Raw genomic sequence first — 25,678 nt, forward strand, 5'->3', positions numbered from 1 at the left:
CGCGGCGACACGGACGGCTCAGCGCCCTCCACCGCACCCGGCGGTGGCCCTCAGGCCGTGGCCCGTAGCGGCGCCGCACCCGGCTGCAGGTACTCCCGCGCCAGCGCTTCCGCCAGCTCGTCGGTCGGCCGCTGCTCGCTGTCGGCGCGGCGCAGGACTTCCTCGAGATTATCCTGGATGCGCTGGATATGCGCCGGCAGCCCGCTGCGGTCAAGGCCACTGCGCTGGTAGTGCACGTCGATGATGCCACCGGCGTTGATCAGGAAATCCGGGCAGTAGAGTATGCCCCGCTGCGCCAGGCGCGCGCCGTCCGCCGGGGTGGACAACTGGTTGTTAGCGGCACCCGCGACAATCCCGGCGCGCAGGGCCGGGATGCTCTGCGCGTTGAGCACACCACCCAGGGCGCAGGGGGCCAGGACATCCACGTCCAGACTGAGAATATCCCGGGGGTCCACCACCTGCACGCCGAGTTCCCGCCGCGCCCGCTCGACATTCTCCGCATGTACATCGGCGCCATACACCGTGGCTCCATCCTCGCACAGCAGCTCCGCCAGGCGGAAACCCACGTGACCCAGGCCCTGTACTGCCACCCGCAGGCCGGCACAGCTGTCCGCGCCGAGGCGGTGCCGCACGGCGGTGCGAATACCGAGAAAAACCCCGCGGGCGGTACTCGGCGAGGGATCCCCGGCATGATCCTGCGCCGCCAGGCCACTGACGTGTCGAGTGCGCTCGGCCATCACGGCGAGGTCCGCCGGCGCCGTGCCGGAATCCTCCGCCGCCACATAGCGCCCGCCGAGGGAGTCGATAAAGGCGCCCATGGCCCGCAGCAGGGCCGGTGACTTGTCCTTGCGGGGATCGCCGACAATCACCGACTTGCCGCCGCCCAGGGGCAGGCCGGCCAGGGCCGACTTGTAGGTCATGCCCCGGGACAGGCGCAGCACATCCATCAGTGCCGCCTCGTCGCTGGCGTAGGGGTACATGCGGCAACCGCCCACGCCGGGACCCAGGGTGGTGTCGTGAACGGCAATGATGGCGCGCAAACCACTCGCCGCATCGGCACCGAAGACCACCAGTTCGTGGCTGTCGAAATCGGGATGGGAAAACACACTCATGTCACACCTCTCGCAGGGCTCAGGCAGCATTCACAAAGGCCACGGGCGCCGGGTCGTCGCCGTGGAAGTCGCGCAACAGGCGCTCGCGCAGGGCGTTGACCTGCTCGCGATTGCGGTCCTTGATGTGGCCGAAACCCCGCAGCCGGGAGGGCAGCACCGCGAGGTTGCAGGCCACCGCGTAGTTGCTTTCCTTCAGGGCCGGCAGCAGCTCGTCCAGCAGAGCCAGGTATTCCTCGATATCCTGCCGCTCACGGCGGCGCTCCTCGGTGCGACCAAACAGGTCGAAGGCAGTGCCGCGCAGTCGGCGCAGTTTCGCCAGCCACTGGAAGGCCCGGAACATCCAGGGCCCGAATTCACGCTTGAGCAGATGACCGGTATGCGGGTCACGCTTGCTGAACAGCGGCGGCGCCAGGTTGAAGCGCAACTCGTAATCGCCGGTGAACTGCTGCTGTAGCTGCCGCTGGAATTCACCACTGGTATACAGGCGAGCCACTTCGTACTCGTCCTTGTAGCTCATCAGCTTGTAGAGATTGCGAGCCACGGCAATGCTCAGGGAGTCGTGCTGCCCGGCGTGGGGGTCGACGGCGCGCACGCGCTCGACCGCCGCGCGGTAGCGCTCGGCCCAGGCGGCGTCCTGGTAATCGGTGAGGCGGCGCACGCGGTCAGCGACAATCTCGTCCAGGCCCTGCAGGCGCGGCGCCGGCGGCGGTGCCAGCTCATCCACCAGCTGCATCACCCGCTCCGGCTGGTGGGCGCAGCGGCGGCCCCAGAGGAAGGCCTGGCGGTTGAAGTCCACCGCCACCCGGTTGAGCTCGATGGCCCGGTCCAGGGCCTCGGCGGAGACCGGCACCAGGCCCTGCTGCCAGGCGTAGCCGAGCAGAAAAAGATTGGCCGCAATGGCGTCGCCCATCAGCTGTGTGGCAATGCGCGTGGCCTCGATAAAGAAGGTCCCCGCTTCACCGACCTCGTCGCGGATCTTGTCCTCCATCGACGCGGTGGGGAATTTTGCATCCGGGTCGAGGATAAAGGCGGAGGTCGGCACCTCGGCGCTGTTGACCACCGCGTGGGTGCGCCCCAGGGCCGCCTTGCCCAGGGACTCGTAGCTGCTGGTCACTACCAGGTCGGCCCCCAGCAACAGGTCCGCCTCACCCGCGGGAATGCGCACGGCCTTGATGTCCTCCTGGCTGGCGCTGACCCGCACGTGGCTGACCACGGCGCCGAATTTCTGCGCCAGGCCGGTCTGGTTCATCGTGGCGCAGCCCTTGCCTTCGATATGCGCAGCCATCGCCACCAGGGCGGCCACGGTGAGCACACCCGTGCCCCCCACCCCGGTCACTACGGTATTCCAGGGCCGGTCGAGGGCGGGCAAATTTGGTTCCGGCAACGGGTCGAAGAGTGTGTGGGCCTCGCTGTCGGCGCCTTCGGGCTTGCGAAGCTGACCGCCGAGCACGGTCACGAAACTGGGGCAGAAGCCCTTCACGCAGCTGTAATCCTTGTTGCAGGAGCTCTGTTCGATCTGCCGCTTGCGGCCCAGCTCGGTCTCCTTCGGGATCACCGACAGGCAGTTGGACTGTACGCTACAGTCGCCACAGCCTTCACAGACCTCCGAGTTGATGAAGACCCGCTTGGCCGGGTCCTCCATCTGTCCCTTCTTGCGCCGGCGCCGCTTCTCCGCGGCGCAGGTCTGCACATAGACGATCACCGAGGTGCCGCGGAATTCCCGCAGCTGACACTGCAGTGCCTCCATCTCATCGCGGTGATGCAGGCTGTAGCCCGGGATGCCGTGGAAATCGCCGCTCCAGGCCTCCGGGTGATCGCTGACCAGGGCAATCCGCTGCACACCCTCCGCCGAGACCTGGCGCAGCACGTCCGCCACCGTCAGGGTCCCGTCGATGGGCTGGCCCCCGGTCATCGCCACCGCGTCGTTGTAGAGAATCTTGTAGGTAATGTTCACGCCGGCGGCCACCGCGGCGCGAATGGCCAGGATGCCGGAATGGAAATAGGTGCCGTCGCCCAGATTCTGGAACACGTGCTGTGTGTCGGTGAACGGTGCCTGGCCGATCCAGGTAGCCCCTTCACCGCCCATCTGGGAAAAGGTGTGGGTATGCCGGTCGGGCATCCAGGTGGCCATGTAGTGACAGCCGATGCCACCCAGGGCGCGGCTGCCCTCGGGCACTTTGGTGGAGGTGTTGTGGGGGCAGCCGGAGCAATAGTGGGGCACCCGCTCGATGATTTCCCGCGGGCGCGCCAGGGACTGTTCCTTCTGCTCGATCCAGCGGATGCGCTCGTCCATGGTCGGCGACTGGTAGAAGCGCCGCACCCGCGAAGCAATCGCCAGCGCCACCATCGCCGGCGTCAGCTCCCCCAGGTTGGGCAGCAGATCGCGGCCTTCCTCGTCGAACTCCCCGAACACCCGCGGGCGCGCGGCAACCGGGTAGTTGTAGAGCTGGCTGGTGAGCTGGTCCTCGATGATCGAGCGCTTCTCCTCCACCACCAGGATCTCGTCCAGCCCCTCGGCAAATTCGTGGGTGGTGCGCGGCTCCAGGGGCCAGGGCATGCCCACCTTGTAGACCCGCAGGCCGATTTCCGCGGCCACCGCCTCGTCGATGCCCATGTCTTCCAGGGCCTGCATCACATCCAGGTAGGCCTTGCCGGTGGTGATGATGCCGAAGCGGGCGTTCGGGCTGTCGAGAACCACGCGGTTCAGGCCGTTGACCCGGGCGAACTCCCGGGCCGCGTAAATCTTGTACTTGTTCAGCCGTCGCTCCTGCTCCAAGGGCTTGTCCGGCCAGCGGGCGTGGACGCCATCCGCGGGCAGCTCGAAGTCCTCGGGCAGCACGATCTGTACGCGGTTGGGGTCGATGTCGGCGGAGATCGCCGAATCCATGTTCTCGGTGATTGCCTTCAAGGCCACCCAGCAGCCGGTATAGCGGGACAGCTCCCAGCCGAACACACCGAGGTCGAGAACCTCCTGCACATTGGCGGGGGCCAGTACCGGCACCGAGGCACCGATGAACATGTGCTCGCTCTGGTGCGGCAGGGTGGAGGACTTGCAGGCGTGGTCGTCGCCGGCCACCGCGAGCACCCCGCCGTAGCGGGAGGTGCCAAAGGCGTTGGCGTGCTTGATCACGTCCATGCTGCGATCGACGCCCGGGCCCTTGCCATACCACATGGCAAACACCCCGTCGTAGCGCGCGCCCTCGAACAGGTTGGTCTGCTGGCTGCCCCATACCGCGGTGGCCGCCAGATCCTCATTGAGCCCCGGCTGGAAGTGGATATTGTGCTTCTGTAGCCAGGGCTCGGCGTGCCAAAGCGCCTGGTCCACACCCCCCAGGGGCGAGCCGCGGTAACCGGAGATGAAGCCCGCGGTATTCAGGCCCGCGCGCTGGTCGCGCTGGTGCTGCAGCATGGGCAGCCGCACCAGCGCCTCGATACCGGTCATGTAGGCGCGAGTGGCATCCAGCGCATACTTGTCGTCGAGGGAAATCCTGCGAATGGCCTTGCTGTTATCCGTACCCATGGCACTGACTCCCGAGAATTCGGCAAGATTGTTACCCAAAAGTATAGGTATTGTTATGTGATTTCCCTGGCGATTTCGCAGCGGAAAGACTAATTTATGCAGGAATATGTCTAAAATCGGCAGGTAAATGCATGAATATTTCCAGACAGGATGTCGAGATCCTCAAACTGCTGCAGCGGGATGCCACCATCAGCACCGCCGAGATCGCCTCGCACATCAATCTGTCCCAATCGCCCTGCTGGCGGCGCATCCACCGCCTGGAGGAGTCCGGCGTGATTCGCGGCCGGGTCGCTCTGCTCGACCGCAGCCGGCTGGGCATGGAAGTGGTGGTCTTCGCCACCGTCAACCTGACCGCCACCGGCCGCCAGAACCTGCAGCGCTTCGAGGAGGAGATCGTGCGCCACCCGGAAGTGGTCGAGTGCTATACCATGGCGGGCATCTGGGACTATCTGTTGAAGATCGTCACCCGGGACATTCGCCACTACGAAGATTTCGTGCGCAACACCCTGACCGCCACCCCGGACATCCGGGAACTGCACTCGCACATGGCGGTCACGGAAATCAAGAACAGCAGCGAGCTGCCCCTGGACACGCAGCTGATGGATCGCGAGCCGTGATACCCGACAAACTGCCCGGCGTGGGCACCACCATTTTCACCCGGATGTCGGCGCTGGCCGCCGAGGTGGGAGCCATCAACCTGTCCCAGGGCTTTCCCGACTTCCCCGCCCCCCTGGCCCTGCGCCAGGCCCTGGCCCGTCACGCCGTCGAGGGACACAACCAGTACGCGCCCATGGCCGGCCTGCCGGCGCTGCGCGAGGCGGTGGCAGCGCAACTCCTGCGCCACCGCAATGTCAGTTGCGATCCCGACAGCGAAGTAACCATCCTGCCGGGAGCCACCGAAGCCATCTACTGCGCCATTACCGCAAGCATCAACCCCGGTGACGGGGTGATCCTGCTCGATCCCTGCTACGACAGCTACGCGCCGGCGGTGACCCTGAGCGGCGGCCACTGCCTCCGCGTTCCCCTCCAGGCCGGCAGCTTTGCCCCCGACTGGGAGCGGATCGAGGCCGCCATCGACTGCCGTACCCGCCTGCTGGTGATCAACTCGCCCCACAACCCCAGCGGGGCGGTACTGGAGCGGGATGACCTGCTGGCGCTGCAGGACCTGGCCGAGCGCCACGACCTGCTGGTGATCAGCGACGAGGTCTACGAATACCTGGTCTACGACGGTCGCGCGCATCACAGCGTGCTGCAGTTCCCGGCCCTGCGTGCGCGCAGCTTTGCGGTCTTTTCCTTCGGCAAGACCTTCGGTGTGACCGGCTGGAAGACCGGCTACTGCGTGGCGCCGCCGCGACTCACCGAGGCCCTGCGCAAAGTCCACCAGTTCGTCTGTTTTGTCGGGGTGACACCGGTACAGCAGGCCCTGGCCGATTTCATGCAGGCGGAACCGGACTACCCACTGCAACTGGCGACCGACTACCAGCGCCGCCGCGACCTGTTCTGCGATGCACTGGCGGGCTCGCGCTTTCGCCTGAGGCCCGCGGCGGGTTCGTATTTCCAGCTGCTGGACTACAGTGCCATCGATTCACGCCCCGACCGGGACTTGTGCGAACGGTGGACCCGGGAGTACGGTATCGCTTCGATACCTCTCTCACCCTTTTACCAACAGGCCCCCGATCAGCGCTTGCTGCGTTTCTGTTTCGCCAAGCGGGATGAACAGCTGCTGGAGGCCGCGGAGCGACTATGCGGGATTTGACCCTGACCCTGGTGCAGACCGAGCTGGCCTGGGAAGCACCGGCGGATAACCGCCAGCACATCGAGGCGCTGCTGGCGCAGCACCCTCGACGCAGCGACCTGGTGGTGCTGCCGGAGATGTTTACCACCGGATTTTCCATGAATGCCCTGGCTAACGCCGAGGAGCCCGGCGGCGAGACCGAGCAGTGGATGCAGGCCCTGGCCCGGGAGCGCGACTGCGCGGTGGCCGGCAGCATCGCCGTGCGGGCCGACGGCGGCGTATTCAACCGCATGCTCTTCGCCACACCCGAAAAGGTCACCGTCTACGACAAGCGCCACCTGTTTCGCATGGCCGGCGAGCACAAGCGCTACGCCGCCGGCGAAGAGCGCGTCATCGTCGCCTGGCGCGGCTGGCGAATCCTGCTGCAGGTCTGCTACGACCTGCGCTTTCCGGTCTTCAGTCGCAATCGCGAGGACTACGACCTGGCGCTCTATGTCGCCAACTGGCCCGCCGCCCGGCGCCTGCACTGGCGCGCCCTGCTACTGGCGCGAGCGATCGAGAATCAGGCCTGCGTGGCGGGAGTCAACTGCATCGGCAGCGACGCCCGCGGTCTCGATTACAGCGGTGACAGCCTGGCGATTGCTGCCGACGGCGAGATTCTGGCGGACCTGGAAAACGACAACGGCGCCGTCAGCCTGGTGCTGAGCGGCGCCGCTCTGGAAGATTACCGGGAGCGCTTCCCCTGCCACCTGGATGCCGACGCCTTCACCCTGGGGTGACAGTGGCGGCAATGCCAGGCAGAGGGCTCCCGATACCGGCGCCCTGATGACTCAGTGGCGCCGGCGCTGCGGTCAGTCGGTGTATTCCACCTCGAGAGTGGCCATCACGCGGCGGTTCTCGGCACGGCCGGCCTTGGTGTCGTTGCTGGCCACTGGCCGCGACTCACCGTAACCCACCGGCTTCAGGCGCGATGCGGTGATGCCGTGCTGATTGACCAGCAGCTCGACCACGGCCTTGGCGCGGCGCTCGGAGAGCCCCTGGTTATAGGCCTCGGGACCGATGCTGTCGGTGTGGCCCTCGACTTCCACCTGCAGGTCATTAAAGCGCTTGAGGAATTCCGCCAGCTCGCGGATATCCGAGAAATAGCGCTCCTTCACTTCGGTGGAATCGAAGTCAAAGTTCACCTTGAGCTTGATCGAGGCGATCTTCTCCACCGGCAGCGGGCAGCCATCGGCATCCACGCGGGTCCCCGCGGGCGTACCCGGGCACTTGTCGCGACCGTCAACCACGCCGTCGCCATCGCTATCGACCGGTGCCGCCGGCGCGGCAGCTGCCGGCGCGGAAACCTTGCCAAAGTAGTAGTTCACACCGGCATTGAAGAGAAAGTCGTTCTCGCCTTCGTCGAGGCTGTGCAGCAGACGCGCCTCGACCCGGGCACCGAAGCGCGGGGTCAGCATCCAGCGCAGACCGGCACCGGCGTGGGCCGTGGTCTCGACGCTGTCGGCAACGCCGTAGTCGAGGTCCAGCTCACCCAGGCCCATGGACGCGAAGGGACGCACCCGGTTGCCTTCACCGATATAGCTGCCGCCGTAGTACAGTGCGCCCACCTGCCAGGTGGTGACCTCGGCGGTGAAGGGGCTGCCGTCGCGGTCGACGTCATCCTCGGAATAGAAGATTTCCGCGGCCCACTGGTCGGAGATGGCGTACTCCAGGCCGAGCCAGGGCGTGACGTCGTCTTCCAGACGACGGTCGCCGTCGAAGCCCCACTGAGTGAAACCGGCATTCAGGGTAATCGGCACCTCGGCACCCGCCGGCATCGCCAGGCTGGCCGCGGTGACCAGAGCCCCCAGGCCCGCTAACATCCTTTTCTTCATGGCATCACACTCCTGTCGTGAACACATTGAAAACCTCGCCCCGGAGATCCGGCCACACCATTGGGAAGCGCGGACGACGCGCCCCTCGCAACCGTTACCCAGGCATGAATTCTTGCTCGCAGCCTAACGCATACTTGCCTCACTGCAAGTTATTAAAGCGCAAATACTGACAATTTGCCGCGCACGTCGTGCGGGCGCTCAGTCCAGCTCGGGCTCCTGCAGGATCTGCCGCACGAAGGGGATGGTCAGGCCCCGCTGGGCCTGCAGGGAGCGGCGGTCCAGGGCGTCCAGCAGGTCGAGCAGACGATCCAGGGCGCGCGAGGTATGGGTGACCAGGTAGCGGGCCACTTCCTGGGGCATGTCCAGGCCGCGGCAGCGCGCCCGGTGCTGCAGAATGGCCTGCCGGCGCTGATCGTCGGGCGCGGCCAGGGCGAACACCGGCCCCCAGCCGAGGCGCGATTCCAGATCGGGCAAGGTCAGCGCAAGCTCCCGCGGCGGTTGGCGCCCGCTGGCCAGCCACCGCGCGCCGCTCTCCCGGCAGCGGTTGAAAAGGTGAAACAGCGCCAGCTCCCAGTCGCGTTGCCCGGCGACCGCCTGCAGGTCGTCCAGGCACAGCAGCGGCATCGACTCCAGGCCCTGGAGCAGCTCTTCGGGCCTGTGGGCTGCCAGTTCTCGCAGGGGCAAATACAGGCCCTGCCCATCGGCATCCAGGCAGGCGGCCTGGAGCAGATGCGACTTGCCCGCGTCGGCGCCACCGTGGAGAAAAAGTACCGGTTCCCCGCTCTCACCCAGCTGCGCGCGAATGGCCGCGAGCACAGCGGCTTGACCCGGAAGTGGCAAGAAATTGCCCCAGGTCGCATCGTCGCGGAGCTGCACACCGAGTGCCAGCTGGTCTTGATCGACGGCGGCCATCAGCGGCGCCAGCGATAGCTCAGGCGACCCGGCTCGGGCGCCGCGGCCGCCACCAGGTTGGCATTCAGGCCGAGAATGTCAGCCAGGCTCTCCACCGAGGCGCCGCTGTGCAGCCGCAACTCGAGCTGCTCGCCCGCCACAGCAGTCACATCCACTCGCGCTACCAGCTCCAGCCCCTCGATCCAGTTGAGCAGCGCCGCGTAGTCGGCGTAACTCTGCACCCCCGACACCTCGAGCAGCACGGCGTCGGCCGCCGCACTGGAAGCGGCCACGGCATAGCGGGCGGCTAGCGCCTCGACCACCAGGTCCACGCCCGCCGCGGCCAGGGCCTCGGGGCTGCCGGGACTCACGGCCCGCCCCACGCGGCCCGCCGAGGACAGATAGACCAGGTCGCCCAGGTAGTCTCCGGCGCTGACGGTGGCGAGGCGCCCGGCCAGCAGGTCATTCACGCCGTAGCGCGCCGCCGCCGACTGCAGGCGCGAGGCCGGCAGCTGCCAGGCCATGTCCGCCGGCAGCGCCGCCGTATCCGCCAGGTCCAGCAGGGGAAACCGCGCCGGCACGCCGCGCCGCTGGAAGCCCCGGATCAGCGCCTCCGCCAGGGCGGGATTGTTCTCGCGGGTGACAAAGCGCCTGCCATCGGGGGTTTCCTCCACCAGCCAGATCAATACCGTGGGCCGGTTGGCCGTCCACAAGGGCGCCCCCGCCTCCGCCAGCAGCGCCCGGATCTGGGGCGGATCGAATTCGATACGGGCGGCCAGACCATCCCCACCGTCGAGGCGGACATAGGAGTATTGCAGCATCAGCTCGCGGGCGCGCTGCAGGGCGGCCTCCACGGCCGGCGCGGCGAGTGCCGAATCGCTCCCCGAGGTTTTGATCAAGACCTCTTCCAGGGCCTGCCGGGCTGCCTCCTCAAGCGCTGGGGCACCGCGGTCCGCGACCGCTACCGCGCTGGCATAGAGGTCCTGCACCTGCTCCGCCGCACGCAACGGCAGGGATGCCGCCAACAGCAGCCAGCACAGCAGCAGTAACAGTCGATGGGGCACGGGCAGCCTCCCGGGGCAATGGCGTGCGGGCATTGTACCAGTCCACCGCGTGAAAATTGCCAGTCGGATGAAGCGGGCGGGGTTTACCAGTAGAATAGCCGGCCCAGCAGATCTGACCGAGACAGCCATGACGACAAACCAGGAGGGGAACTCCCTCAGTTACCGGGACGCCGGCGTGAACATCGATGCCGGCAATGCCCTGGTGGAACGCATCAAGGGCGTATCCCGCCGCACCCATCGCCCGGAGGTGCTGGGCGGCCTGGGTGGCTTCGGGGCCCTGTGCGAAATCCCCGCCGGCTACCGCCAGCCGGTGCTGGTGTCCGGCACCGATGGCGTGGGCACCAAGCTGCGCCTGGCCATGCAGCTGCGCAAGCACGACACCATCGGCATCGACCTGGTGGCCATGTGTGTCAACGACCTGGTGGTTGCCGGGGCCGAACCCCTGTTCTTCCTCGACTACTACGCCACCGGCGCCCTCGAGGTGGATACCGCGGCGGATGTCATCACCGGCATCGGCCGCGGCTGCGAACTCGCCGGCTGCGCCCTGGTCGGCGGTGAAACCGCGGAAATGCCCGGCATGTACGAGGGTGAGGACTACGACCTCGCCGGCTTCTGTGTCGGCGTGGTGGAAAAAGACCAGATTATTGACGGCAGCCGGGTGCGCGAAGGCGACCAGCTCCTCGCGATCGCCAGCAGCGGCCCGCACAGCAATGGCTACTCGCTGATTCGCAAGATTCTCGAGGTCAGCCAGGCGGATCTGGACCTGCAGCTCGAGGGCCGCAGCCTCGGCGAGACCCTCCTTGAGCCCACCGCCATCTACGTCAAGCCGCTGCTCAAGCTGTTCCAGTCGGTACCGGTGAAGGCCCTGTGCCACGTCACCGGCGGCGGCCTGCCCGAGAACCTGCCCCGGGTACTGCCCGAAGGCTGCCGCGCGGTGGTGGATACTGCCAGCTGGCAGTGGCCGGCGGTGTTCCGCTGGCTACAGGAGCAGGGCAATGTGGCAACTGCGGAAATGTACCGCACCTTCAACTGCGGCGTGGGCATGGTGGTTTGCGTCGGTCACCAGGACCTGGAGCAGGCCCTGGCGCTGCTCGGCGAAGAGGGCCTGCAGGCCTGGCGCCTGGGCGAGATTGTCGCCGGCGAGCGCGGCGTGGATCTGGCTCCGTGAGCCGCGGAGCACCCGCCAGGATCGCGGTGCTGATTTCCGGCCGCGGCTCCAACATGCAGGCCTTCATCGAAGCCTGCGGCGACGGCCGCCTGAATGCCGAGATCTGCCTGGTGCTGAGCAATCGCGCCGATGCCGCCGGCCTGCAGACCGCGCAGTCGGCGGGCCTGCCCACGGCCTGCATCGAGCACCGCGACTATCCCAGCCGCGAAGCCTTCGATGCCGCCCTGGTCGCCTGCCTGGCGCCGCGGGAGCCCGACCTGGTGATCCTCGCGGGCTTCATGCGCATCCTCACGCCGGTGTTTATCGAGCCCTTTTTTGGCCGACTGTTGAACATTCATCCCTCACTGCTGCCAAAGTACCCGGGGCTGAACACCCACCAGCGGGCGCTGGAGGCCGGCGACCGCGAGGCCGGTGCCACGGTGCACTTTGTCACCCCCGAGCTCGACGGTGGCCCCCCCGTGCTGCAGGCGCGGGTGCCGGTTCAGCCCGGCGACGACGCCGACAGCCTGGCCGCCCGCGTGGTCCGCGAGGAACACCAGATCTACCCACTGGCGGCACGCTGGTTCCTCGAGGGCAGGCTGACACTGACACAAGACGGAGCATTTCTCGATGGCCAAAAGATACCTGCCAGCGGCATTCTCTTCCGGCCGGATGATGCGCTCACCCCTGCTTAGCCTGTGCAGCGCCCTGCTGGTCGGGCTGAGCCTGCAGGCGGGGGCAGCCCGGGCGGGAGACACCTCAGGTGCGAGCGAAGCCGCATCCGCGTCGGCGACTGCCGCCCTGCTCAAGCCCTACAAGGCGGCCTACCGCACCTCGGCCCGCGGCATGAGCGTGACCCTGGACCGCGAACTGAAGCGCGATGACGAGGGCAGCTACACCCTGACCAACGGCGGCAGCCTGCTGGTGGTGGGGCTGCACGAGGTCGCCGTGTTCCGCGTCGAGGCGGGTCACATCCAGCCCCGCTCCTACATCTACCAGGGCACCGGCCTGATCAACCGCCGCCGGGAAGTCCACTTCACCCCCGGCAGCGATGTGGTGCGCAGCCTGTACAAGGAAGAGTGGTACGAACTGCCCTACAGTCCGGGCACCCTGGACCGCCTGAGCCAGCAGGAGCAGGTGCGCCTCGACCTCCTGCAGCGGGACGAACCGCGCCAGACCGTTAGCGTGAGCATCGCCGACGGCAAGCGGGTGAAGGACTATGAACTGACTTACGTGGCGGACGAAGTTCTGGACACCCCCCTGGGCCCGGTCAATACCCTGCACTTCGAGCGCCTCCACGATGACCCGGAGCGCGAATCGGATATCTGGCTGGCCCCGGCCTGGGACTACCTGATCGTCAAGACCATTCACGTCGAGGACGACAAGCCGGTGGAGATGATCATCAGCGCCGGCAGCATCGACGGCAAAGCGCTTGAGGCCGACGCAGAAGCCCTCTGACCCTGGCTGCGAGCCGCCCAGACCGCTGCAACGCTTGCCGCAAGCCTTCCGGAGCGCTCCGCGGGGCGGCCCACGGCCGCCCCCGGCGACACAGCCTCAGGTGCGCGGCAGGGTGACCCCGCGCTGCCCCTGGTACTTGCCCCCGCGATCCGCATAGCTGGTCTCGCAGACCTCATCCGACTCGAAGAACAGCATCTGCGCGACGCCTTCGTTGGCGTAAATCTTGGCCGGCAGGGTCGTGGTATTGGAAAACTCCAGGGTCACGTGCCCCTCCCACTCCGGCTCCAGTGGCGTCACGTTGACAATGATACCGCAGCGCGCATAGGTGGACTTGCCCAGGCAGATGGTCAGCACGTTGCGCGGGATGCGGAAGTATTCGACCGTCACGGCAAGGGCGAAGGAGTTCGGCGGAATCACGCAGACATCCCCGCGCACATCGACGAAGCTGTTTTCGTCGAAGGCCTTGGGATCCACGGTAGCCGAGTTGATGTTGGTGAAAACCTTGAAGTGGTCCGAGCAGCGCACGTCGTAGCCGTAGCTGGAAGTCCCGTAGGAAATCAGACGCTGCCCATTCTGGTGGCGCACCTGGCCGGGCTCGAAGGGCTCGATCATGCCGTGCTCGGCGGCCATGCGACGGATCCAGCGGTCGGACTTGATACTCACGGCGGCGCTTCTCCTGTCAATCGTCGCTGATGGAAATATTGGGGAACTGGCGCACACCGCCGGGGCCTTCCGCCTGCTCCAGGGCGGCGCGGACCTTGCGGGCGGCATCCCGATAGAGCCCGGCCTCGGGGGAATCCGGGGCCGCCACCACGGTGGGGTTGCCGGAATCGGTCTGCTCGCGGATCGACAGCGCCAGGGGCAGGCTCGCCAGCAGCTCGACGCCGTAGTCACTCGCCACCCGTTCGCCGCCGGCATTGCCGAAGATGTGCTCGGCGTGGCCGCACTGGCTGCAGATGTGCACCGCCATGTTCTCGATAATGCCGAGGATCGGCACATTGACCTTGTTGAACATCTCGATGCCCTTGCGCGCATCCAGCAGGGCGATGTCCTGGGGCGTGGTGACAATCACCGCCCCGGCCACGGTAGCCTTCTGGGACAGCGTCAACTGGATGTCGCCGGTACCGGGGGGCATGTCGATCACCAGCACATCGAGCTCACCCCACAGGGTCTGCTCCAGCATCTGTACCAGGGCGCCGCCGGCCATCGGGCCGCGCCAGACCATTGGGGTGCGCTCGCTGGCCAGGAAGCCCATGGACATGGTCTTGAGACCGTGGGCCTCGATCGGCAGCAGCCACTGGCCGTCCTTCTGCTCGGGCTTGACGCCCTGCTCGATGCCCAGCATTTTCTGCTGGCTGGGGCCGTAGATGTCCGCATCCAGCAGGCCCACCTCGAGCCCCTCGGCGCGCAGCGCCAGAGCCAGATTGACCGCGGTGGTGGATTTACCCACGCCACCCTTGCCGGAGGCGATGGCGATGATGTGCTTGATCCTGTTCATGACGGGGTACAGCGCCCTCCCGGGTTGCCGAAGCCTGATCACCGGCGGGGGAATGCCGGCACGAAGCGCGCCAGTATAGGCAGATGACCGGCGTCGTGAAACCCCCGGGCAAAAACGGTATGATACCGCCCCTTTTTTCCCGGACACGGAACCTGCCAACCATGGCTGACCACGGCAAACGCACGATCCTCGTCACCAGCGCCCTGCCCTACGCCAACGGCTCGCTGCACCTCGGCCACCTGTTGGAACAGGTGCAGACCGATATCTGGGTGCGCTTCCAGAAATCCCGCGGCCACGACTGCCTCTATGTCTGCGCTGACGATGCCCACGGCACCGCCATCATGCTCACGGCCGAAAAGCAGGGCATCACGCCCGAGGAGCAGATTGCCCGGGTCAAGGCGGAGCACGAAGCGGACAGCGCCGGCTTCCTGATCGGCTTCGACAACTACTACAGCACCCACTCCGAGGAAAACCGCCACTGGAGCGAGGAGATCTACGGGCGCCTGAAGGCCAATGGCCATATCGCCACTCGCGACATCGTGCAGGCCTTTGACCCCGAGCGCGAGCTGTTCCTCGCCGACCGCTTCATCAAGGGCAGCTGTCCCGTGTGCAAGACCCCGGACCAGTACGGCGACAACTGCGAAGCCTGCGGCGCCACCTACACCCCGGCGGAACTGATCGATCCGGTTTCCGCCATCTCCGGCGCCCGCCCGGTGCAGAAGGAGTCCACCCACTTCTTCTTCACCCTGCCGGCGCTGGCAGACATGCTGGTGGAGTGGATTGGCTCCGGCACCCTGCAGCCGCAAATCGCCAACAAGCTGCGCGAGTGGACCGACGCCGGCCTGCACGAGTGGGACATCAGCCGCGACGCCCCCTACTTCGGCTTTGAAATTCCCGGCGAGCCCGGCAAGTATTTCTACGTCTGGCTCGACGCGCCGATCGGCTACATCGCCAGCTTCCAGCACTACAGCCGGCAGCATGGCCTGGACTTCGACCGCTACTGGCAGGCCGGCAGCGATGTCGAGCTCTACCACTTCATCGGCAAGGACATCATCAATTTCCACGGCCTGTTCTGGCCCGCCATGCTGCACTCCGCCGGCCTGCGCACCCCGACCGCCATCTATGCCCACGGCTTTCTCACCGTCAACGGCACCAAGATGTCCAAGAGCCGCGGCACCTTCATCAAGGCCGGCACCTACCTGCGCCACCTGGATCCGGAGTACCTGCGCTACTACTTCGCCGCCAAGCTGAGCGGCGCGGTGGACGATATCGACCTCAACCTGGAAGACTTCGTACAGCGGGTCAACTCCGATGTGGTGGGCAAGATCGTCAACATCGCCAGCCGCTGCGCGGGCTTCCTGAAGAAGCGCTTCGACAACACCACCAGCGCCGAGCTGCCGCGCCCGGAGCTGCTGCAGGACTTCATCGACCAAGGCGACGCCATCGCCGGCTTCTACGAGCAGCGGGAGTTCGGTCGCGCCATCCGCGCCATCGTCGCCCTGGCCGACCGCGCCAACCAGTACATCGACGAACAGAAGCCCTGGGTACTGGCGAAGGAAGCGGGCCGCGAGGCCGAAGTCCACGCCATCTGCAGCCAGGGGGTCAACCTGTTCCGGGTGCTGATGGTCTACCTGAAGCCGGTGCTGCCGGCGATGGCGGAAAAAGCCGAGGGTTTCCTCAACGACCGCCTGAACTGGGATGCCCTGCAGCGGGGTGCCTTGCTCGAGCACACCCTGGCGCCCTTCCAGCCGCTGATGACCCGGGTCGACCCCGCGAGCATCGACGCCATGCTGGCAGAGAGCGCCGAAGAAACCCGCGCCTGAGCATGGCGCGGGTTATAAGCTTATCGCCAAGGCGCAGTTGTCCCGCGCCGGCCAACTGCTTACCATGGCGGCTTTCCTCAACCCACGACTCGAGGGCGGGGCGACGTGCTCGCTGACTACTCCGTACTGCTGATCAGCGCCATCCTGGTCAACAACTTCGTTCTGGTCCAGTTCCTCGGCCTGTGCCCTTTCATGGGTGTCTCCAACAAACTGGAGACCGCCATGGGCATGTCGATGGCCACCACCTTCGTGCTCACCCTGGCCTCCGCCTGCAGCAACCTGACCTACCATCTGCTGCTGGAGCCCCTCGGCCTGGAATACCTGCGCACCATCTCCTTTATCCTGGTGATCGCGGTGGTGGTGCAGTTTACCGAGATGGTGGTGCGCAAGAGCAGCCCGCTGCTGCACCGGGTGCTCGGGGTCTACCTGCCCCTGATCACCACCAACTGCGCGGTGCTCGGCGTGGCCCTGCTCAATATCAACAAGGAGCACAACTTCCTGCAGGCCCTGTTCTACGGCTTTGGCGCCGCGGTGGGTTTTTCCCTGGTACTGGTCCTGTTCGCCGCCATGCGTGAGCGCCTGGCAGTGGCGGACGTCCCGGTGCCCTTCCAGGGCCCCGCCATCGGCATGATCACCGCGGGCCTGATGGCACTGGCCTTCATGGGCTTCGCGGGGCTGGTCTGAGACATGGCCGAGTTCATCGCCCAACAGCCCCTGCTTGCCGCCCTGCTGGCCCTCGCCGGCCTGGGCCTGCCTTTCGGCGCGCTTCTCGGCTATGCCGCAGTGCGTTTTCGCACCGAAGGCAACCCGGTGGTCGAGCAGATCAACAGCATCCTGCCCCAGACCCAGTGCGGTCAGTGCGGCTACCCCGGCTGCCGGCCCTACGCCGAGGCCATCGCCGCCGGCGAGGCCGAGATCAACCAGTGCCCGCCGGGGGGCGAAGCCGGCATCCAGGCCCTGGCGGACCTGCTGGATGTCGAGCCGCTGCCCCTGGACGCCGAGCACGGCGAGGAAAGCGAGCGCAAGGTAGCCTACATCCGCGAGGACGAGTGCATCGGCTGCACCAAGTGTGTTCAGGCCTGTCCGGTGGACGCGATCCTGGGTGCCGCCAAGCAGATGCACACGGTGATCGCCAGTGAATGCACCGGCTGCGACCTCTGCGTCGAGCCCTGCCCGGTAGACTGCATCGACATGCTGCCCGCCGCCTCGGGTCTCGGCGCCTGGCACTGGGAGCTGCCGCAGCTGGCCAGTCGCAACGTCGAGATCATCGCCACCGACGCCAATCCGAAGCAGGCCGCGGCATGAGAAAACTGTTCGACTTCCACGGCGGCATCCATCCGCCGGAGAACAAGCACCAGTCCCTGAGTGAGCCGATCCGTTCCGCGGGCATCCCCCGGGAGCTGGTCCTGCCGCTGTCGCAGCACACCGGCGCGGCGGCGGCACCGGTGGTCCGCCCCGGCGAGCAGGTTTTGAAAGGACAGCTGCTGGCCGCCGCCTCGTCACTGGTCAGCGCCCCCGTGCATGCGCCCACCTCGGGCACTGTCAGCGCCATTGAAGAGCGCCCGGTGCCCCACCCCTCGGGCCTGAGCGCACCCTGCATCGTGCTGGAATGCGACGGCCAAGACCGCTGGGCGGAGCTGCCGCCTCCCCCCGCGGACTACCGTGAGCTGGAGGCGCCGGCACTGCTCGAGCGCATCCGCGACGCCGGCATCGCCGGCATGGGCGGCGCCGGCTTTCCCACCGCGGTCAAGCTCACCTCGGGCATCCACCACCACATCGACACGCTGATCATCAACGGCACCGAGTGCGAACCCTACATCACCGCCGATGACAGCCTGATGCGCGAGCGCGCGGCGGACATTCTCGAGGGCGTCGCCGTGCTGCGACACATTCTGCGCCCGCGGGAGGTCCTGATCGGCCTGGAGGACAACAAGCCCGAGGCCATCGAGGCCCTGCGCCACGCCATCGGCGATCAGCCGGTGGAGGTCGTGGTCTTTCCCACCAAGTACCCCTCGGGCGGCGAGAAGCAGCTGATCGAAATCCTTACCGGTCGCCAGGTGCCCAGCGGCGGGCTGCCGGCGGATATCGGCATTGTCTGCCAGAATGTCGGCACCGCAGTCGCCGTGCGCGACGCCGTGGTACACGGCCGTCCCCTGATCTCCCGGATCACCACCGTGACCGGCGAGGCCGTGGCTCGCCCCGGCAACTTCGAGGTCCTGCTGGGCACCCCCATGCACTATCTGCTGGAGCAGGCCGGCTGGGACCCCGCCAGCAGCGGCCGCCTGGTAATGGGCGGCCCGATGATGGGCTTCACGGTGACCCACCCGGAGGCACCGGTGATCAAGACCAGCAACTGCTTGCTGGTGCCCACGGAAAAGGAACTGCCATCGCCGCCCCCGGCCCAGGCCTGCATCCGCTGCGGCCTGTGCGCGGAAGCCTGCCCGGCCAGCCTACTGCCCCAGCAGCTGTTCTGGTTTGCCCGCGGCAAGGAAAGCGAGAAGCTGGAGCAGCACAACCTGTTCGACTGTATCGAGTGCGGTGCCTGTGCCTGGGTCTGCCCCAGCCACATTCCCCTGGTGCAGTACTACCGGGCAGCCAAGGCGGACATCATCCAGCAGCGCCGTGACCACGAAAAGGCCGAGCATTCGCGGCTGCGTTTCGAGGCGCGCCAGGCCCGCCTGGAACGCGAAGAGGCGGAGCGCGAAGCCAAGCGCGCTGCCCGCAAACAGGCCGCCGAGAAGCGCGCCCAGGCCGCCGCTGCAGAGGGGGGCGAAGACCCCATCCAGGCGGCGATTGCCCGCGCCCAGGCCAAGAAGGCCGCGCAGCAGCAGGCTCCCGAGGCTTCCCCCGAGGAAAAGGCCGCCGCCGCGCGACAGGCCGCGGAGGCCAAGCTGGCCAAGATGCAGAAACGCCTGGCCGATGCCCGTGCCGCCGGTGAGGAAGACAAGATCGTCACGGCCCTGGAGGCCTCGGTGAAAAAACTGGAGGAAAAACTGGCCAGCCTCGAGGAGCCCACCGCGTGAAGCTGTTACGGGTCAGTTCCCCCCACGCCCACGGGCCCAACAGTACCCAGCGGGTCATGCAGCAGGTGCTGCTGGCCAGCCTCCCCGGCGTCTTCGTCCTCACCGTATTCTTCGGCTTCGGCACCCTGGTCAATATCCTCTGGGCCGCGGTGGTCGCAGTGGCCTGCGAGAGCCTGGCCCTGTGGCTGCGCAAGCGCCCCCTGGGCTTCTATCTCGGCGACTGCAGCGCCCTGGTCACCGCCCTGCTGCTGGGCATCGCCCTGCCCCCCTACGCCCCCTGGTGGCTGATCGCCATCGGTGTCGCCTCGGCGATCCTGATGGCCAAGCACCTCTACGGGGGGCTCGGTTACAACCCCTTCAACCCGGCCATGGTCGGCTATGTGGTGCTGCTGATCTCCTTTCCGGTGCAGATGACCAGCTGGGCGCCGCCCCGGGGGTTGACCGAAGACGTGCCCGGGCTGCTCAACGCCCTGCGCGCCTGCTTCCTGCCGGGCCAGTTCGACGCCGTCACCATGGCCACGCCCCTGGATGTGTTGCGCCAGAACAGCGGGCTGATGATGGAAGACCTGTGGGCACAGGCACCGCAGTTTGGCCGCTGGGCCGGCATTGGCTGGGAGTGGGCCAACCTGGCCTTCCTGGCCGGCGGCCTGTGGCTGCTCTACCGGCGGATTTTCACCTGGCACGCCCCGGTCGCCTTCCTCGCCAGCCTGGCCCTGATGGCGGCCCTGTTCTATGACGGTGGCAGCTCCGCCAGCGGCGGCTCGCCCCTGTTCCACCTGCTGAGCGGCGCCACCATGCTGGGCGCCTTCTTCATCATCACCGACCCCGTTTCCTCGGCGGTCTCGGTCCGCGGCCGGCTGGTCTTCGGCGCCCTGATCGGCATTCTGGTCTACCTGATCCGGGCCTGGGGCAACTACCCCGACGCCGTGGCCTTCGCGGTACTGATTGCCAACCTCTGCGCTCCCTTCATCGATCACTACACCCAGCCGCGGACCTACGGGCACACGCCCCCGGCGAGGGAGGACGCATGAACCTGCTGGGCCAGTCGATCACCCGCAACGGTCTGCTGCTGGGCCTGTTCGCCCTGGTTACCGCCACGGTGGTGGCGGGCACCTGGCAGCTGACCCGGGACGAGATCGCCGAACAGAAACGCCGCGCCGAAGAACGCGCCCTGCTGGAGGTGGTCCCATCCGACCTGCACGACAACCGCATGCTGGAGGATACCTTGCCCCTGCCCGCCGCCACCCCGGGGCTGGGCCTGCGTCAGGACCGCCAGCTGTGGCTGGCCCGGCGCGATGGCAAAACCACCGCCGTGGTGGTGCCGGTGGTGGCGCGGGACGGCTACAGTGGTGACATCGAATTGATTGTCGGGGTGCGGGCCGACGGCCGTATCAGTGGCGTGCGCGCCCTCAGCCACCGGGAGACGCCGGGCCTGGGTGACAAGGTCGATCCCGGCAAATCCGACTGGATCCACAGTTTCCGCGACCGCTCCCTGGGTAACCCGCCCGCTGAAGGCTGGGCGGTGCGCAAGGATGGCGGTGTTTTCGACCAGTTTACCGGCGCCACCATCACCCCACGCGCCGTGGTGGCCGCCACCCGCCGCGCACTGGTCTTCGTGCAGGAGAACCGCGACCGCCTGTTCGCCAAGCCGGATGGCGCGACACCGCCGGAAGGCAGTCCCGCGCGGACCGGGGCCGGCAACAGCACCCGCCCGCCCGCTGAACCGGGAGCCCGCTCATGAGTACCCCCAGTTACACCGACATCGCCGTCAACGGCCTGTGGAAGAACAACCCCGCCCTGGTCCAGCTGCTGGGCCTGTGCCCGCTGCTGGCGGTCACCAGCAGCGTGGTCAATGCCCTGGGGCTGGCGGTGGCCACCACCTTCGTGCTGGTCACCTCCAACGCCACCGTCTCGCTGATTCGCTCGGTGGTGCCGGACACCGTCCGGCTGCCGGTGTTCGTGATGATCATCGCCGCGGCGGTGACCGGCACCGAGCTGCTGATGCAGGCCTATGCCTACGAGCTGTACCAGATCCTCGGTATCTTCCTGCCCCTGATCACCACCAACTGCGTGATCCTGGGGCGCGCCGATGGCTTTGCCCGCAAGCAGCCGGTGCTGCCGGCGCTGAGTGATGGCCTACTGATGGGTCTGGGCTTCGGTGCCGTGCTGCTGGTGCTCGGCGCACTGCGCGAGGCCCTGGGCACCGGGCGCCTGTTCTCCGATATGGACCTGCTTTTCGGGGCCGGAGCTGCCGCCTGGGAGGTGGTTCTGGTGCAGGACTACCAGGCCTTCCTGCTGGCGATCCTGCCCCCCGGCGCCTTCATCTTTACCGGCCTGCTGATTGCCATCAAACACCTGATCGATGCCCGCATCGAGCGGCGGCGCGCGGCCCTGCGGGCAGCCCCGGCCAGCGGCTCCAAGCGGGTGCGTGTTACCGGCACCATCAGCTGACCTTCGCAGGATCACCCCCAGAGCCAGCCCTGCCGGCTGCCACGCCCGCGGCGGCGAAACCCGGTCCGGCGCCGGCGGCGTTCAGGCGCGCGCCAGGGTATCCAGCAGAGCGTCCACCGCGGCGTCATCCATACCGCGGTTCTCGGCTTCACAACTGTAGCTGATAAAGAGCAGCGCCTCCCCCGCGGCCAGGTACCACTCGCGCACGGCGATGCCGTCCTCCAGGAAGCTCGCCTCGACGCCGGAAAAATCGCCCCGCTCCACCGGGCGCCAGCCCTTCACCGCGGGTGACTCGGCGGCGGCGATGTCGCGCAGCTCGGCGTCACTGAAGGTTCCCGACGCCTTGAGCACAGTGCTGAACTCGAGGCAGCCGACACCATCCTCGTCGCCGACCACCACGGTGTCGTCCTCCATTTCCGCCCACCATTCCGGGGCCAGGGCCATGCTCCACCACTCGGTTTCCAGAACAGTCACGGTCTCTCCTTACAATGGCAGTGACATGAGCAGGGCGTCTTCGCGCCCACTGCCCAAGGGGTAATAGTTGCGCCGGCGGCCGTCCTCGACGAAACCGCAGCGGCGATAGAGCGCAATCGCCGGTCCATTCGAGGCGCGCACCTCCAGCAGGCAACGCTCCGCCCCCTCGATGCGCAACTGCGCCAGCACCTCGGAAAGCAGGCGGCGAGCCAGCCCCAGGCGGCGGTGCCCCGGGTCGGATATCACATTCTGAATTTCGCCCAGTTCCAGCACGCGGCTGTAGACAACGGCCGCAAGCGGCCCCGTTGTCCCTTCCAGCAGCAACACCCGACCCTGGGCGGGATCAGTTCCCCGACAAGGCACCTGATAGTGGGCAGCTGGCCAGGGCCAGGGGCCGGCACGCCGATCCAGGTCGGCGAGTGCCACCGCATCATCGGGCGTCGCGAAACGTAGCTGCACCCCGGAAGGCTCCGGCGGATTCACGCCTGCGCGGCGCGCAGGGGCGCCAGCACTCGCCAGGCCTCGCGTTTGTGCAGGGGGGCCTCCAGCATGGCGCGGGTCGAAGGCAGGCGCAGCAGGGGGGCACCGACCCCCTCCGCGACCAGCCCGAGCGGCGCATCGTCACCCAAAAGGCAGATCCCGCGGCAGGGCCGCTCTGCCAGGAGGCGCTGGAGAAAGCCGTCCAGCGCGGCAGCGGCGGCCGCGGCACTGCGGTCCAGCTGCGGGTTGTCGTGCAGAGGCCAATCGAAGGGGGTCTCCCGCAACTCGGGGGCCTGCCCCTCGACCGCCGCGGCCATGCCGGCCAGCAACTGCCGCTGCGGGCCGGACAGCCCCGCCGCCGCCAGGGTCTCCAGCCACAGGAAGTCCGCGGAATGCACTATCGCCAGGGAGAAGCGCACCGGTTTCGCCGCCAGGGGTGCCGGTATCGCGGCCTCATCGCGGGCAGGAGCAGCGGGAGTTTCCGGCGCCGGGGATGTGGCCGATTCAGGCACCCCCACACGCCCCCGCTGCTGCCCTGGCGAGGTTTGCGCCGGAGCCGCGGCATCACCCGGACGTGGCGTCGCTGCGGGCGCGGCGCTACCCGCCTGCCGCAGGCTCACCGGTGCCGAGCCCCGCGGCGCGGGGTGGCCGGTGGCAGGCGGCACTGACTGGGCCGGCCCGCGCGCCACAGCCGGCAGACGCGGGCGACTGGGCGCTGCACCGGGCAGCGGGCGGCGCGCCACCAGCAGCGGCATGCCAAGGGCGTCAAGACAGGCGTGTTTGTAATACTCTCGGGCGGCGGACATGGTCAATTGGCCAGTGGTAACTGGCGCCAGTCTAGCAGAGATTGCCCAGCGCCGGTCACGACCACCAGCGCCAGCCGTGGCTTTGAAAGAAGCGCCAGGCGGAGCGCAGGAACCAGGCGCGATGGCGCCAGCCCTTGCCTGCACTCTCGCCACCGTGGTGACGAATCCGCACCGCTGGCGCGTAGAGCAGCGTGCCCTGGTCAGCCAGGCGCAAGGACAGGTCGTAGTCCTCGAAATAGAGGAAATAGTCCTCGTCGAACCCCCCCACCGCCGCCAGCGCCGGCGCCCGCAGCAACATGAAACAACCACTGGCCAGCACCACCGCTTGCGGCACCTCCGCAGTTTCGAGGTCGTGTCGCGCATAGCGCGCCAATGGCCCGCGGAAGCACGCCCGCAGCCAGGCTGGCGCCACCGCGCGCAGGGCCAGCACCAGCACGCTTGGATAGGTCTTCGCCAGATGGGCTGGCTGGCCCGCGCCATCCTCACCCCGCGGGCAGATCAGGACCGCATCGGGATACCCCTCGAAGCCATCGAGGGCCCGGCACAGGGCGTCCGGGCACAACTCCACATCCGGGTTCAGTACCAGGCACAGACCCTCGCCCGCATTTCCCAGCAGCGCATTGTGACCGGCGCCGTAACCGCGATTCTCACCGCGGCCGACCGGCGCCAGGTCGATCCCGCTGGCCGCCCAGTCACGCTTGGCCAGGCTCGCCAGCAACTGCTGGTGGTAATGATTGTCCTCCGACTGATCCCGCAGCCGCAGGCACACCGGGCCCAGGCGCTTGGCCGCGCGCTCTGCCGCCACCGCCAGGCTGTCGAGGGTCGCCAGCAGGCGCGCCAGGTCGCTGTGATACAGGACCACGGAAACCGTCAGTGGAGGAAGATAGGGGGGGGCTGGCGTCATGGAGCGGGATATTATCACGCCACCGCCCCGCGCATTGCTGCTAACCTTGCGGAAAATCCATCGCGGGAGCCGGCATGTCCGATCAGCCAAAAACACTGCGCCAGCGCTTCGGCCCTGGCCTGCTGGTCACCGCCGCCTTTATCGGGCCGGGCACCATCACCACCGCGAGCAGCGCGGGTGCGCATTACGGCTTTGCCCTGCTCTGGGCCCTGCTGTTCTCCGTTCTGGCCACCTTCGTGCTGCAGGAAATGAGCGCGCGTCTGGGCCTGGTCACCCGGCGCGGCCTGGCCGAGGCCATGCGCGCGCATTTCAGCAATCCGGTTTTCGGTCGCCTGGCGATCCTGCTGGTGGTGATCGCTGTCGGCCTGGGCAACGCCGCCTACGAGTCCGGCAATATCGCCGGCGCGGCCATGGCCCTGACGGCCGTGGGAGCCGGTCACCCCGCGGCCTGGTCGATACTGATCGGTCTGATCGCCGGCGGCCTCCTGGCCAGTGGCCGCTACCAGGCGCTCGAGCGCACCCTGGTCGTGCTGGTGCTGCTGATGGCCGCGGTCTTCACCCTGACGGCGGTGCTGGTGGCCCCCCCACTGGGCGCCATGCTCGAGGGTGTGTTGCGCCCCGAAATTCCCCCCGGCGCCACCCTGGTGGTGGTGGCACTGATCGGCACCACGGTGGTGCCCTACAACCTCTTCCTGCACGCCAGCGCCGTCACCCGCAAGTGGCCCGAATCCCTGCCGGTCGGCCAGGCGCTGCGCGAATCGCGTCTCGACAGTGCCCTCAGCATCGGTATCGGCGGCGTGGTGACACTGGCCGTGATGAGTACCGCCGCGGCAACCTTTTTCGGCAGTGGCGAGGCCTTCGCCGCCGGCACCCTGGCCCGGCAGCTGGAGCCACTGCTCGGTCCCGCGGCACCCTGGGTGTTCGCCTGTGGCCTGTTCGCCGCCGGCCTGACCAGTGCCATCACCGCGCCGCTCGCCGCCGCCTGGGCGGTCTGTGGTGCCCTCGGCTGGCGCACCAGCCTGGACGCACCCGGCTTCCGCCTGGTCTGGCTGCTGGTCCTGCTCACGGGCACGCTGCTCGCGGCCACCGGCACGCGGCCCGTGCAGGCCATCCTCTTCGCCCAGGCCGCCAATGGTCTGCTGCTACCCGTCGTGGCCCTGTTCCTGCTGCTGGTGATGAACAGTCGCGCCCTGCTCGGCGGCCATCGCAACCGCTGGCTCGCCAACGGCTTCGGCGGTCTCGTGGTACTGGTCGCCACCGCCCTGGGGGGCCTGCGACTGATCGAGGCAGCCGGCAGGCTGGCGGGCTGAGATGGACCGCAAAAACACTTGCCAAACGCAGCGCCCCCGTGAATAGTGAGGGCTTTGGTCGCAGGGCTCTGGCCGTGTCGGGGCACAGCGGCTCTAATGTTTGTGCAG

24 protein-coding genes and 1 pseudogene are annotated in these 25,678 nt (G+C 67.5%); 14 read left to right on the plus strand and 11 right to left on the minus strand.

Going from position 1 to position 25,678, the window contains the following annotated elements; all coding sequences use genetic code 11:
• Positions 1 to 50: 50 nt before the first annotated feature.
• Both ACYVGS_RS03810 and ACYVGS_RS03815 read right to left on the minus strand, forming a co-directional pair.
• Entirely contained in the window at positions 51 to 1,112 is a 1,062-nt protein-coding gene (locus ACYVGS_RS03810) for a Glu/Leu/Phe/Val family dehydrogenase (RefSeq protein WP_460587307.1), read from the minus strand.
• A 19-nt stretch (positions 1,113 to 1,131) separates the two neighbouring features.
• Positions 1,132 to 4,632 (minus strand): indolepyruvate ferredoxin oxidoreductase family protein, encoded by a 3,501-nt coding sequence (locus ACYVGS_RS03815; RefSeq protein ID WP_460587308.1) that lies wholly within the window; start codon positions 4,630 to 4,632, stop codon positions 1,132 to 1,134.
• Positions 4,633 to 4,763: 131 nt separating this feature from the next.
• On the opposite strand from ACYVGS_RS03815, the gene ACYVGS_RS03820 reads away from it, so the two are divergent.
• The 3 genes from ACYVGS_RS03820 to ACYVGS_RS03830 are packed head-to-tail and all read left to right on the plus strand — an operon-like array spanning position 4,764 to position 7,146.
• On the plus strand, positions 4,764 to 5,249 hold the full coding sequence (locus ACYVGS_RS03820) for an Lrp/AsnC family transcriptional regulator (protein ID WP_460587309.1): 486 nt from the start codon (positions 4,764 to 4,766) through the stop codon (positions 5,247 to 5,249).
• Positions 5,246 to 6,388 (plus strand): pyridoxal phosphate-dependent aspartate aminotransferase family protein, encoded by a 1,143-nt coding sequence (locus tag ACYVGS_RS03825; RefSeq protein ID WP_460587310.1) that lies wholly within the window; start codon positions 5,246 to 5,248, stop codon positions 6,386 to 6,388. Before ACYVGS_RS03820 ends, ACYVGS_RS03825 begins: the two co-directional genes overlap by 4 nt.
• Positions 6,376 to 7,146, plus strand: a complete 771-nt coding sequence (locus tag ACYVGS_RS03830) for a nitrilase family protein (RefSeq protein WP_460587311.1) — start codon at positions 6,376 to 6,378, stop codon at positions 7,144 to 7,146. The genes ACYVGS_RS03825 and ACYVGS_RS03830 overlap by 13 nt, the downstream gene beginning before the upstream one ends.
• 72 nt (positions 7,147 to 7,218) lie before the next feature.
• Here ACYVGS_RS03830 and ACYVGS_RS03835 read toward each other — a convergent pair whose 3' ends face one another.
• The 3 genes from ACYVGS_RS03835 to ACYVGS_RS03845 form a co-directional block, all read right to left on the minus strand.
• Positions 7,219 to 8,241, minus strand: a complete 1,023-nt coding sequence (locus ACYVGS_RS03835; protein WP_460587312.1) for an OmpA family protein — start codon at positions 8,239 to 8,241, stop codon at positions 7,219 to 7,221.
• Between the two features lie 198 nt (positions 8,242 to 8,439).
• Positions 8,440 to 9,153, minus strand: coding sequence for a DnaA regulatory inactivator Hda (hda, locus tag ACYVGS_RS03840; protein WP_460587313.1), 714 nt, complete (start codon positions 9,151 to 9,153; stop codon positions 8,440 to 8,442).
• Entirely contained in the window at positions 9,153 to 10,196 is a 1,044-nt protein-coding gene (locus ACYVGS_RS03845; protein ID WP_460587314.1) for a DUF2066 domain-containing protein, read from the minus strand. The genes hda and ACYVGS_RS03845 overlap by 1 nt, the downstream gene beginning before the upstream one ends.
• Positions 10,197 to 10,323: 127 nt before the next feature.
• Here ACYVGS_RS03845 and purM point away from each other — a divergent pair, with 127 nt between their 5' ends.
• The 3 genes from purM to ACYVGS_RS03860 are packed head-to-tail and all read left to right on the plus strand — an operon-like array spanning position 10,324 to position 12,801.
• Complete coding sequence (gene purM / locus ACYVGS_RS03850) at positions 10,324 to 11,364, plus strand: phosphoribosylformylglycinamidine cyclo-ligase (protein ID WP_460587315.1); 1,041 nt, start codon at positions 10,324 to 10,326, stop codon at positions 11,362 to 11,364.
• Positions 11,361 to 12,038, plus strand: coding sequence for a phosphoribosylglycinamide formyltransferase (gene purN / locus ACYVGS_RS03855; protein ID WP_460587316.1), 678 nt, complete (start codon positions 11,361 to 11,363; stop codon positions 12,036 to 12,038). The genes purM and purN overlap by 4 nt, the downstream gene beginning before the upstream one ends.
• Entirely contained in the window at positions 11,974 to 12,801 is an 828-nt protein-coding gene (locus ACYVGS_RS03860) for a DUF3108 domain-containing protein (protein ID WP_460587317.1), read from the plus strand. Before purN ends, ACYVGS_RS03860 begins: the two co-directional genes overlap by 65 nt.
• A gap of 96 nt (positions 12,802 to 12,897) precedes the next feature.
• Here the strand turns inward: ACYVGS_RS03860 and dcd are convergent, their stop codons facing one another.
• Positions 12,898 to 13,464: a dCTP deaminase gene (gene dcd, locus ACYVGS_RS03865; RefSeq protein ID WP_460587318.1), complete on the minus strand. Its 567-nt coding sequence runs from the start codon at positions 13,462 to 13,464 to the stop codon at positions 12,898 to 12,900.
• 16 nt (positions 13,465 to 13,480) lie between these two features.
• Positions 13,481 to 14,299: an Mrp/NBP35 family ATP-binding protein gene (gene apbC, locus ACYVGS_RS03870; RefSeq protein WP_460587319.1), complete on the minus strand. Its 819-nt coding sequence runs from the start codon at positions 14,297 to 14,299 to the stop codon at positions 13,481 to 13,483.
• A gap of 161 nt (positions 14,300 to 14,460) precedes the next feature.
• On the opposite strand from apbC, the pseudogene metG reads away from it, so the two are divergent.
• The 7 genes and pseudogenes from metG to ACYVGS_RS03905 form a co-directional block, all read left to right on the plus strand.
• Positions 14,461 to 16,110 (plus strand): annotated as a pseudogene (gene metG, locus ACYVGS_RS03875) (methionine--tRNA ligase); the annotation flags it as partial.
• Between the two features lie 117 nt (positions 16,111 to 16,227).
• Positions 16,228 to 16,806: an electron transport complex subunit A gene (rsxA, locus tag ACYVGS_RS03880; RefSeq protein ID WP_460587320.1), complete on the plus strand. Its 579-nt coding sequence runs from the start codon at positions 16,228 to 16,230 to the stop codon at positions 16,804 to 16,806.
• Between the two features lie 3 nt (positions 16,807 to 16,809).
• Positions 16,810 to 17,427, plus strand: coding sequence for an electron transport complex subunit RsxB (gene rsxB / locus ACYVGS_RS03885; RefSeq protein ID WP_460587321.1), 618 nt, complete (start codon positions 16,810 to 16,812; stop codon positions 17,425 to 17,427).
• Positions 17,424 to 19,145 carry an electron transport complex subunit RsxC gene (gene rsxC / locus ACYVGS_RS03890; RefSeq protein ID WP_460587322.1) on the plus strand — a complete coding sequence of 574 codons (1,722 nt, stop codon included), beginning with the start codon at positions 17,424 to 17,426 and terminating at the stop codon, positions 19,143 to 19,145. Before rsxB ends, rsxC begins: the two co-directional genes overlap by 4 nt.
• The gene (gene rsxD / locus ACYVGS_RS03895; RefSeq protein ID WP_460587323.1) at positions 19,142 to 20,176 is read left to right on the plus strand and encodes an electron transport complex subunit RsxD; all 1,035 of its coding nucleotides are present in this window, start codon (positions 19,142 to 19,144) and stop codon (positions 20,174 to 20,176) included. Before rsxC ends, rsxD begins: the two co-directional genes overlap by 4 nt.
• A 2-nt stretch (positions 20,177 to 20,178) precedes the next feature.
• Positions 20,179 to 20,886, plus strand: a complete 708-nt coding sequence (gene rsxG, locus ACYVGS_RS03900) for an electron transport complex subunit RsxG (RefSeq protein WP_460587590.1) — start codon at positions 20,179 to 20,181, stop codon at positions 20,884 to 20,886.
• Positions 20,883 to 21,596 carry an electron transport complex subunit E gene (locus tag ACYVGS_RS03905; protein ID WP_460587324.1) on the plus strand — a complete coding sequence of 238 codons (714 nt, stop codon included), beginning with the start codon at positions 20,883 to 20,885 and terminating at the stop codon, positions 21,594 to 21,596. The genes rsxG and ACYVGS_RS03905 overlap by 4 nt, the downstream gene beginning before the upstream one ends.
• An 81-nt stretch (positions 21,597 to 21,677) precedes the next feature.
• Here the strand turns inward: ACYVGS_RS03905 and ACYVGS_RS03910 are convergent, their stop codons facing one another.
• The 4 genes from ACYVGS_RS03910 to ACYVGS_RS03925 are packed head-to-tail and all read right to left on the minus strand — an operon-like array spanning position 21,678 to position 24,260.
• The gene (locus ACYVGS_RS03910) at positions 21,678 to 22,070 is read right to left on the minus strand and encodes a hypothetical protein (protein ID WP_460587325.1); all 393 of its coding nucleotides are present in this window, start codon (positions 22,068 to 22,070) and stop codon (positions 21,678 to 21,680) included.
• Positions 22,071 to 22,079: 9 nt separating this feature from the next.
• Complete coding sequence (locus ACYVGS_RS03915) at positions 22,080 to 22,529, minus strand: GNAT family N-acetyltransferase (RefSeq protein WP_460587326.1); 450 nt, start codon at positions 22,527 to 22,529, stop codon at positions 22,080 to 22,082.
• A 20-nt stretch (positions 22,530 to 22,549) separates the two neighbouring features.
• Complete coding sequence (locus ACYVGS_RS03920) at positions 22,550 to 23,356, minus strand: hypothetical protein (RefSeq protein WP_460587327.1); 807 nt, start codon at positions 23,354 to 23,356, stop codon at positions 22,550 to 22,552.
• A 55-nt stretch (positions 23,357 to 23,411) separates the two neighbouring features.
• The gene (locus tag ACYVGS_RS03925) at positions 23,412 to 24,260 is read right to left on the minus strand and encodes a glycosyltransferase family 2 protein (protein WP_460587328.1); all 849 of its coding nucleotides are present in this window, start codon (positions 24,258 to 24,260) and stop codon (positions 23,412 to 23,414) included.
• A 74-nt stretch (positions 24,261 to 24,334) separates the two neighbouring features.
• Here ACYVGS_RS03925 and ACYVGS_RS03930 point away from each other — a divergent pair, with 74 nt between their 5' ends.
• The gene (locus ACYVGS_RS03930) at positions 24,335 to 25,570 is read left to right on the plus strand and encodes an NRAMP family divalent metal transporter (protein ID WP_460587329.1); all 1,236 of its coding nucleotides are present in this window, start codon (positions 24,335 to 24,337) and stop codon (positions 25,568 to 25,570) included.
• The last annotated feature ends 108 nt before the right edge of the window (positions 25,571 to 25,678 follow it).

The organism is Haliea atlantica (assembly GCF_054779855.1).

Coding starts and splice junctions, on each gene's coding strand:
- ACYVGS_RS03810 (WP_460587307.1), bottom strand. CDS start 1,112: ATGAGTGTGTTTTCCCATCCCGATTTCGACAGCCACGAACTGGTGGTC.
- ACYVGS_RS03815 (WP_460587308.1), bottom strand. CDS start 4,632: ATGGGTACGGATAACAGCAAGGCCATTCGCAGGATTTCCCTCGACGAC.
- ACYVGS_RS03820 (WP_460587309.1), top strand. CDS start 4,764: ATGAATATTTCCAGACAGGATGTCGAGATCCTCAAACTGCTGCAGCGG.
- ACYVGS_RS03830 (WP_460587311.1), top strand. CDS start 6,376: ATGCGGGATTTGACCCTGACCCTGGTGCAGACCGAGCTGGCCTGGGAA.
- ACYVGS_RS03835 (WP_460587312.1), bottom strand. CDS start 8,241: ATGAAGAAAAGGATGTTAGCGGGCCTGGGGGCTCTGGTCACCGCGGCC.
- hda (WP_460587313.1), bottom strand. CDS start 9,153: ATGGCCGCCGTCGATCAAGACCAGCTGGCACTCGGTGTGCAGCTCCGC.
- purM (WP_460587315.1), top strand. CDS start 10,324: ATGACGACAAACCAGGAGGGGAACTCCCTCAGTTACCGGGACGCCGGC.
- ACYVGS_RS03860 (WP_460587317.1), top strand. CDS start 11,974: ATGGCCAAAAGATACCTGCCAGCGGCATTCTCTTCCGGCCGGATGATG.
- apbC (WP_460587319.1), bottom strand. CDS start 14,299: ATGAACAGGATCAAGCACATCATCGCCATCGCCTCCGGCAAGGGTGGC.
- rsxB (WP_460587321.1), top strand. CDS start 16,810: ATGGCCGAGTTCATCGCCCAACAGCCCCTGCTTGCCGCCCTGCTGGCC.
- rsxC (WP_460587322.1), top strand. CDS start 17,424: ATGAGAAAACTGTTCGACTTCCACGGCGGCATCCATCCGCCGGAGAAC.
- ACYVGS_RS03905 (WP_460587324.1), top strand. CDS start 20,883: ATGAGTACCCCCAGTTACACCGACATCGCCGTCAACGGCCTGTGGAAG.
- ACYVGS_RS03920 (WP_460587327.1), bottom strand. CDS start 23,356: ATGTCCGCCGCCCGAGAGTATTACAAACACGCCTGTCTTGACGCCCTT.
- ACYVGS_RS03925 (WP_460587328.1), bottom strand. CDS start 24,260: ATGACGCCAGCCCCCCCCTATCTTCCTCCACTGACGGTTTCCGTGGTC.
- ACYVGS_RS03930 (WP_460587329.1), top strand. CDS start 24,335: ATGTCCGATCAGCCAAAAACACTGCGCCAGCGCTTCGGCCCTGGCCTG.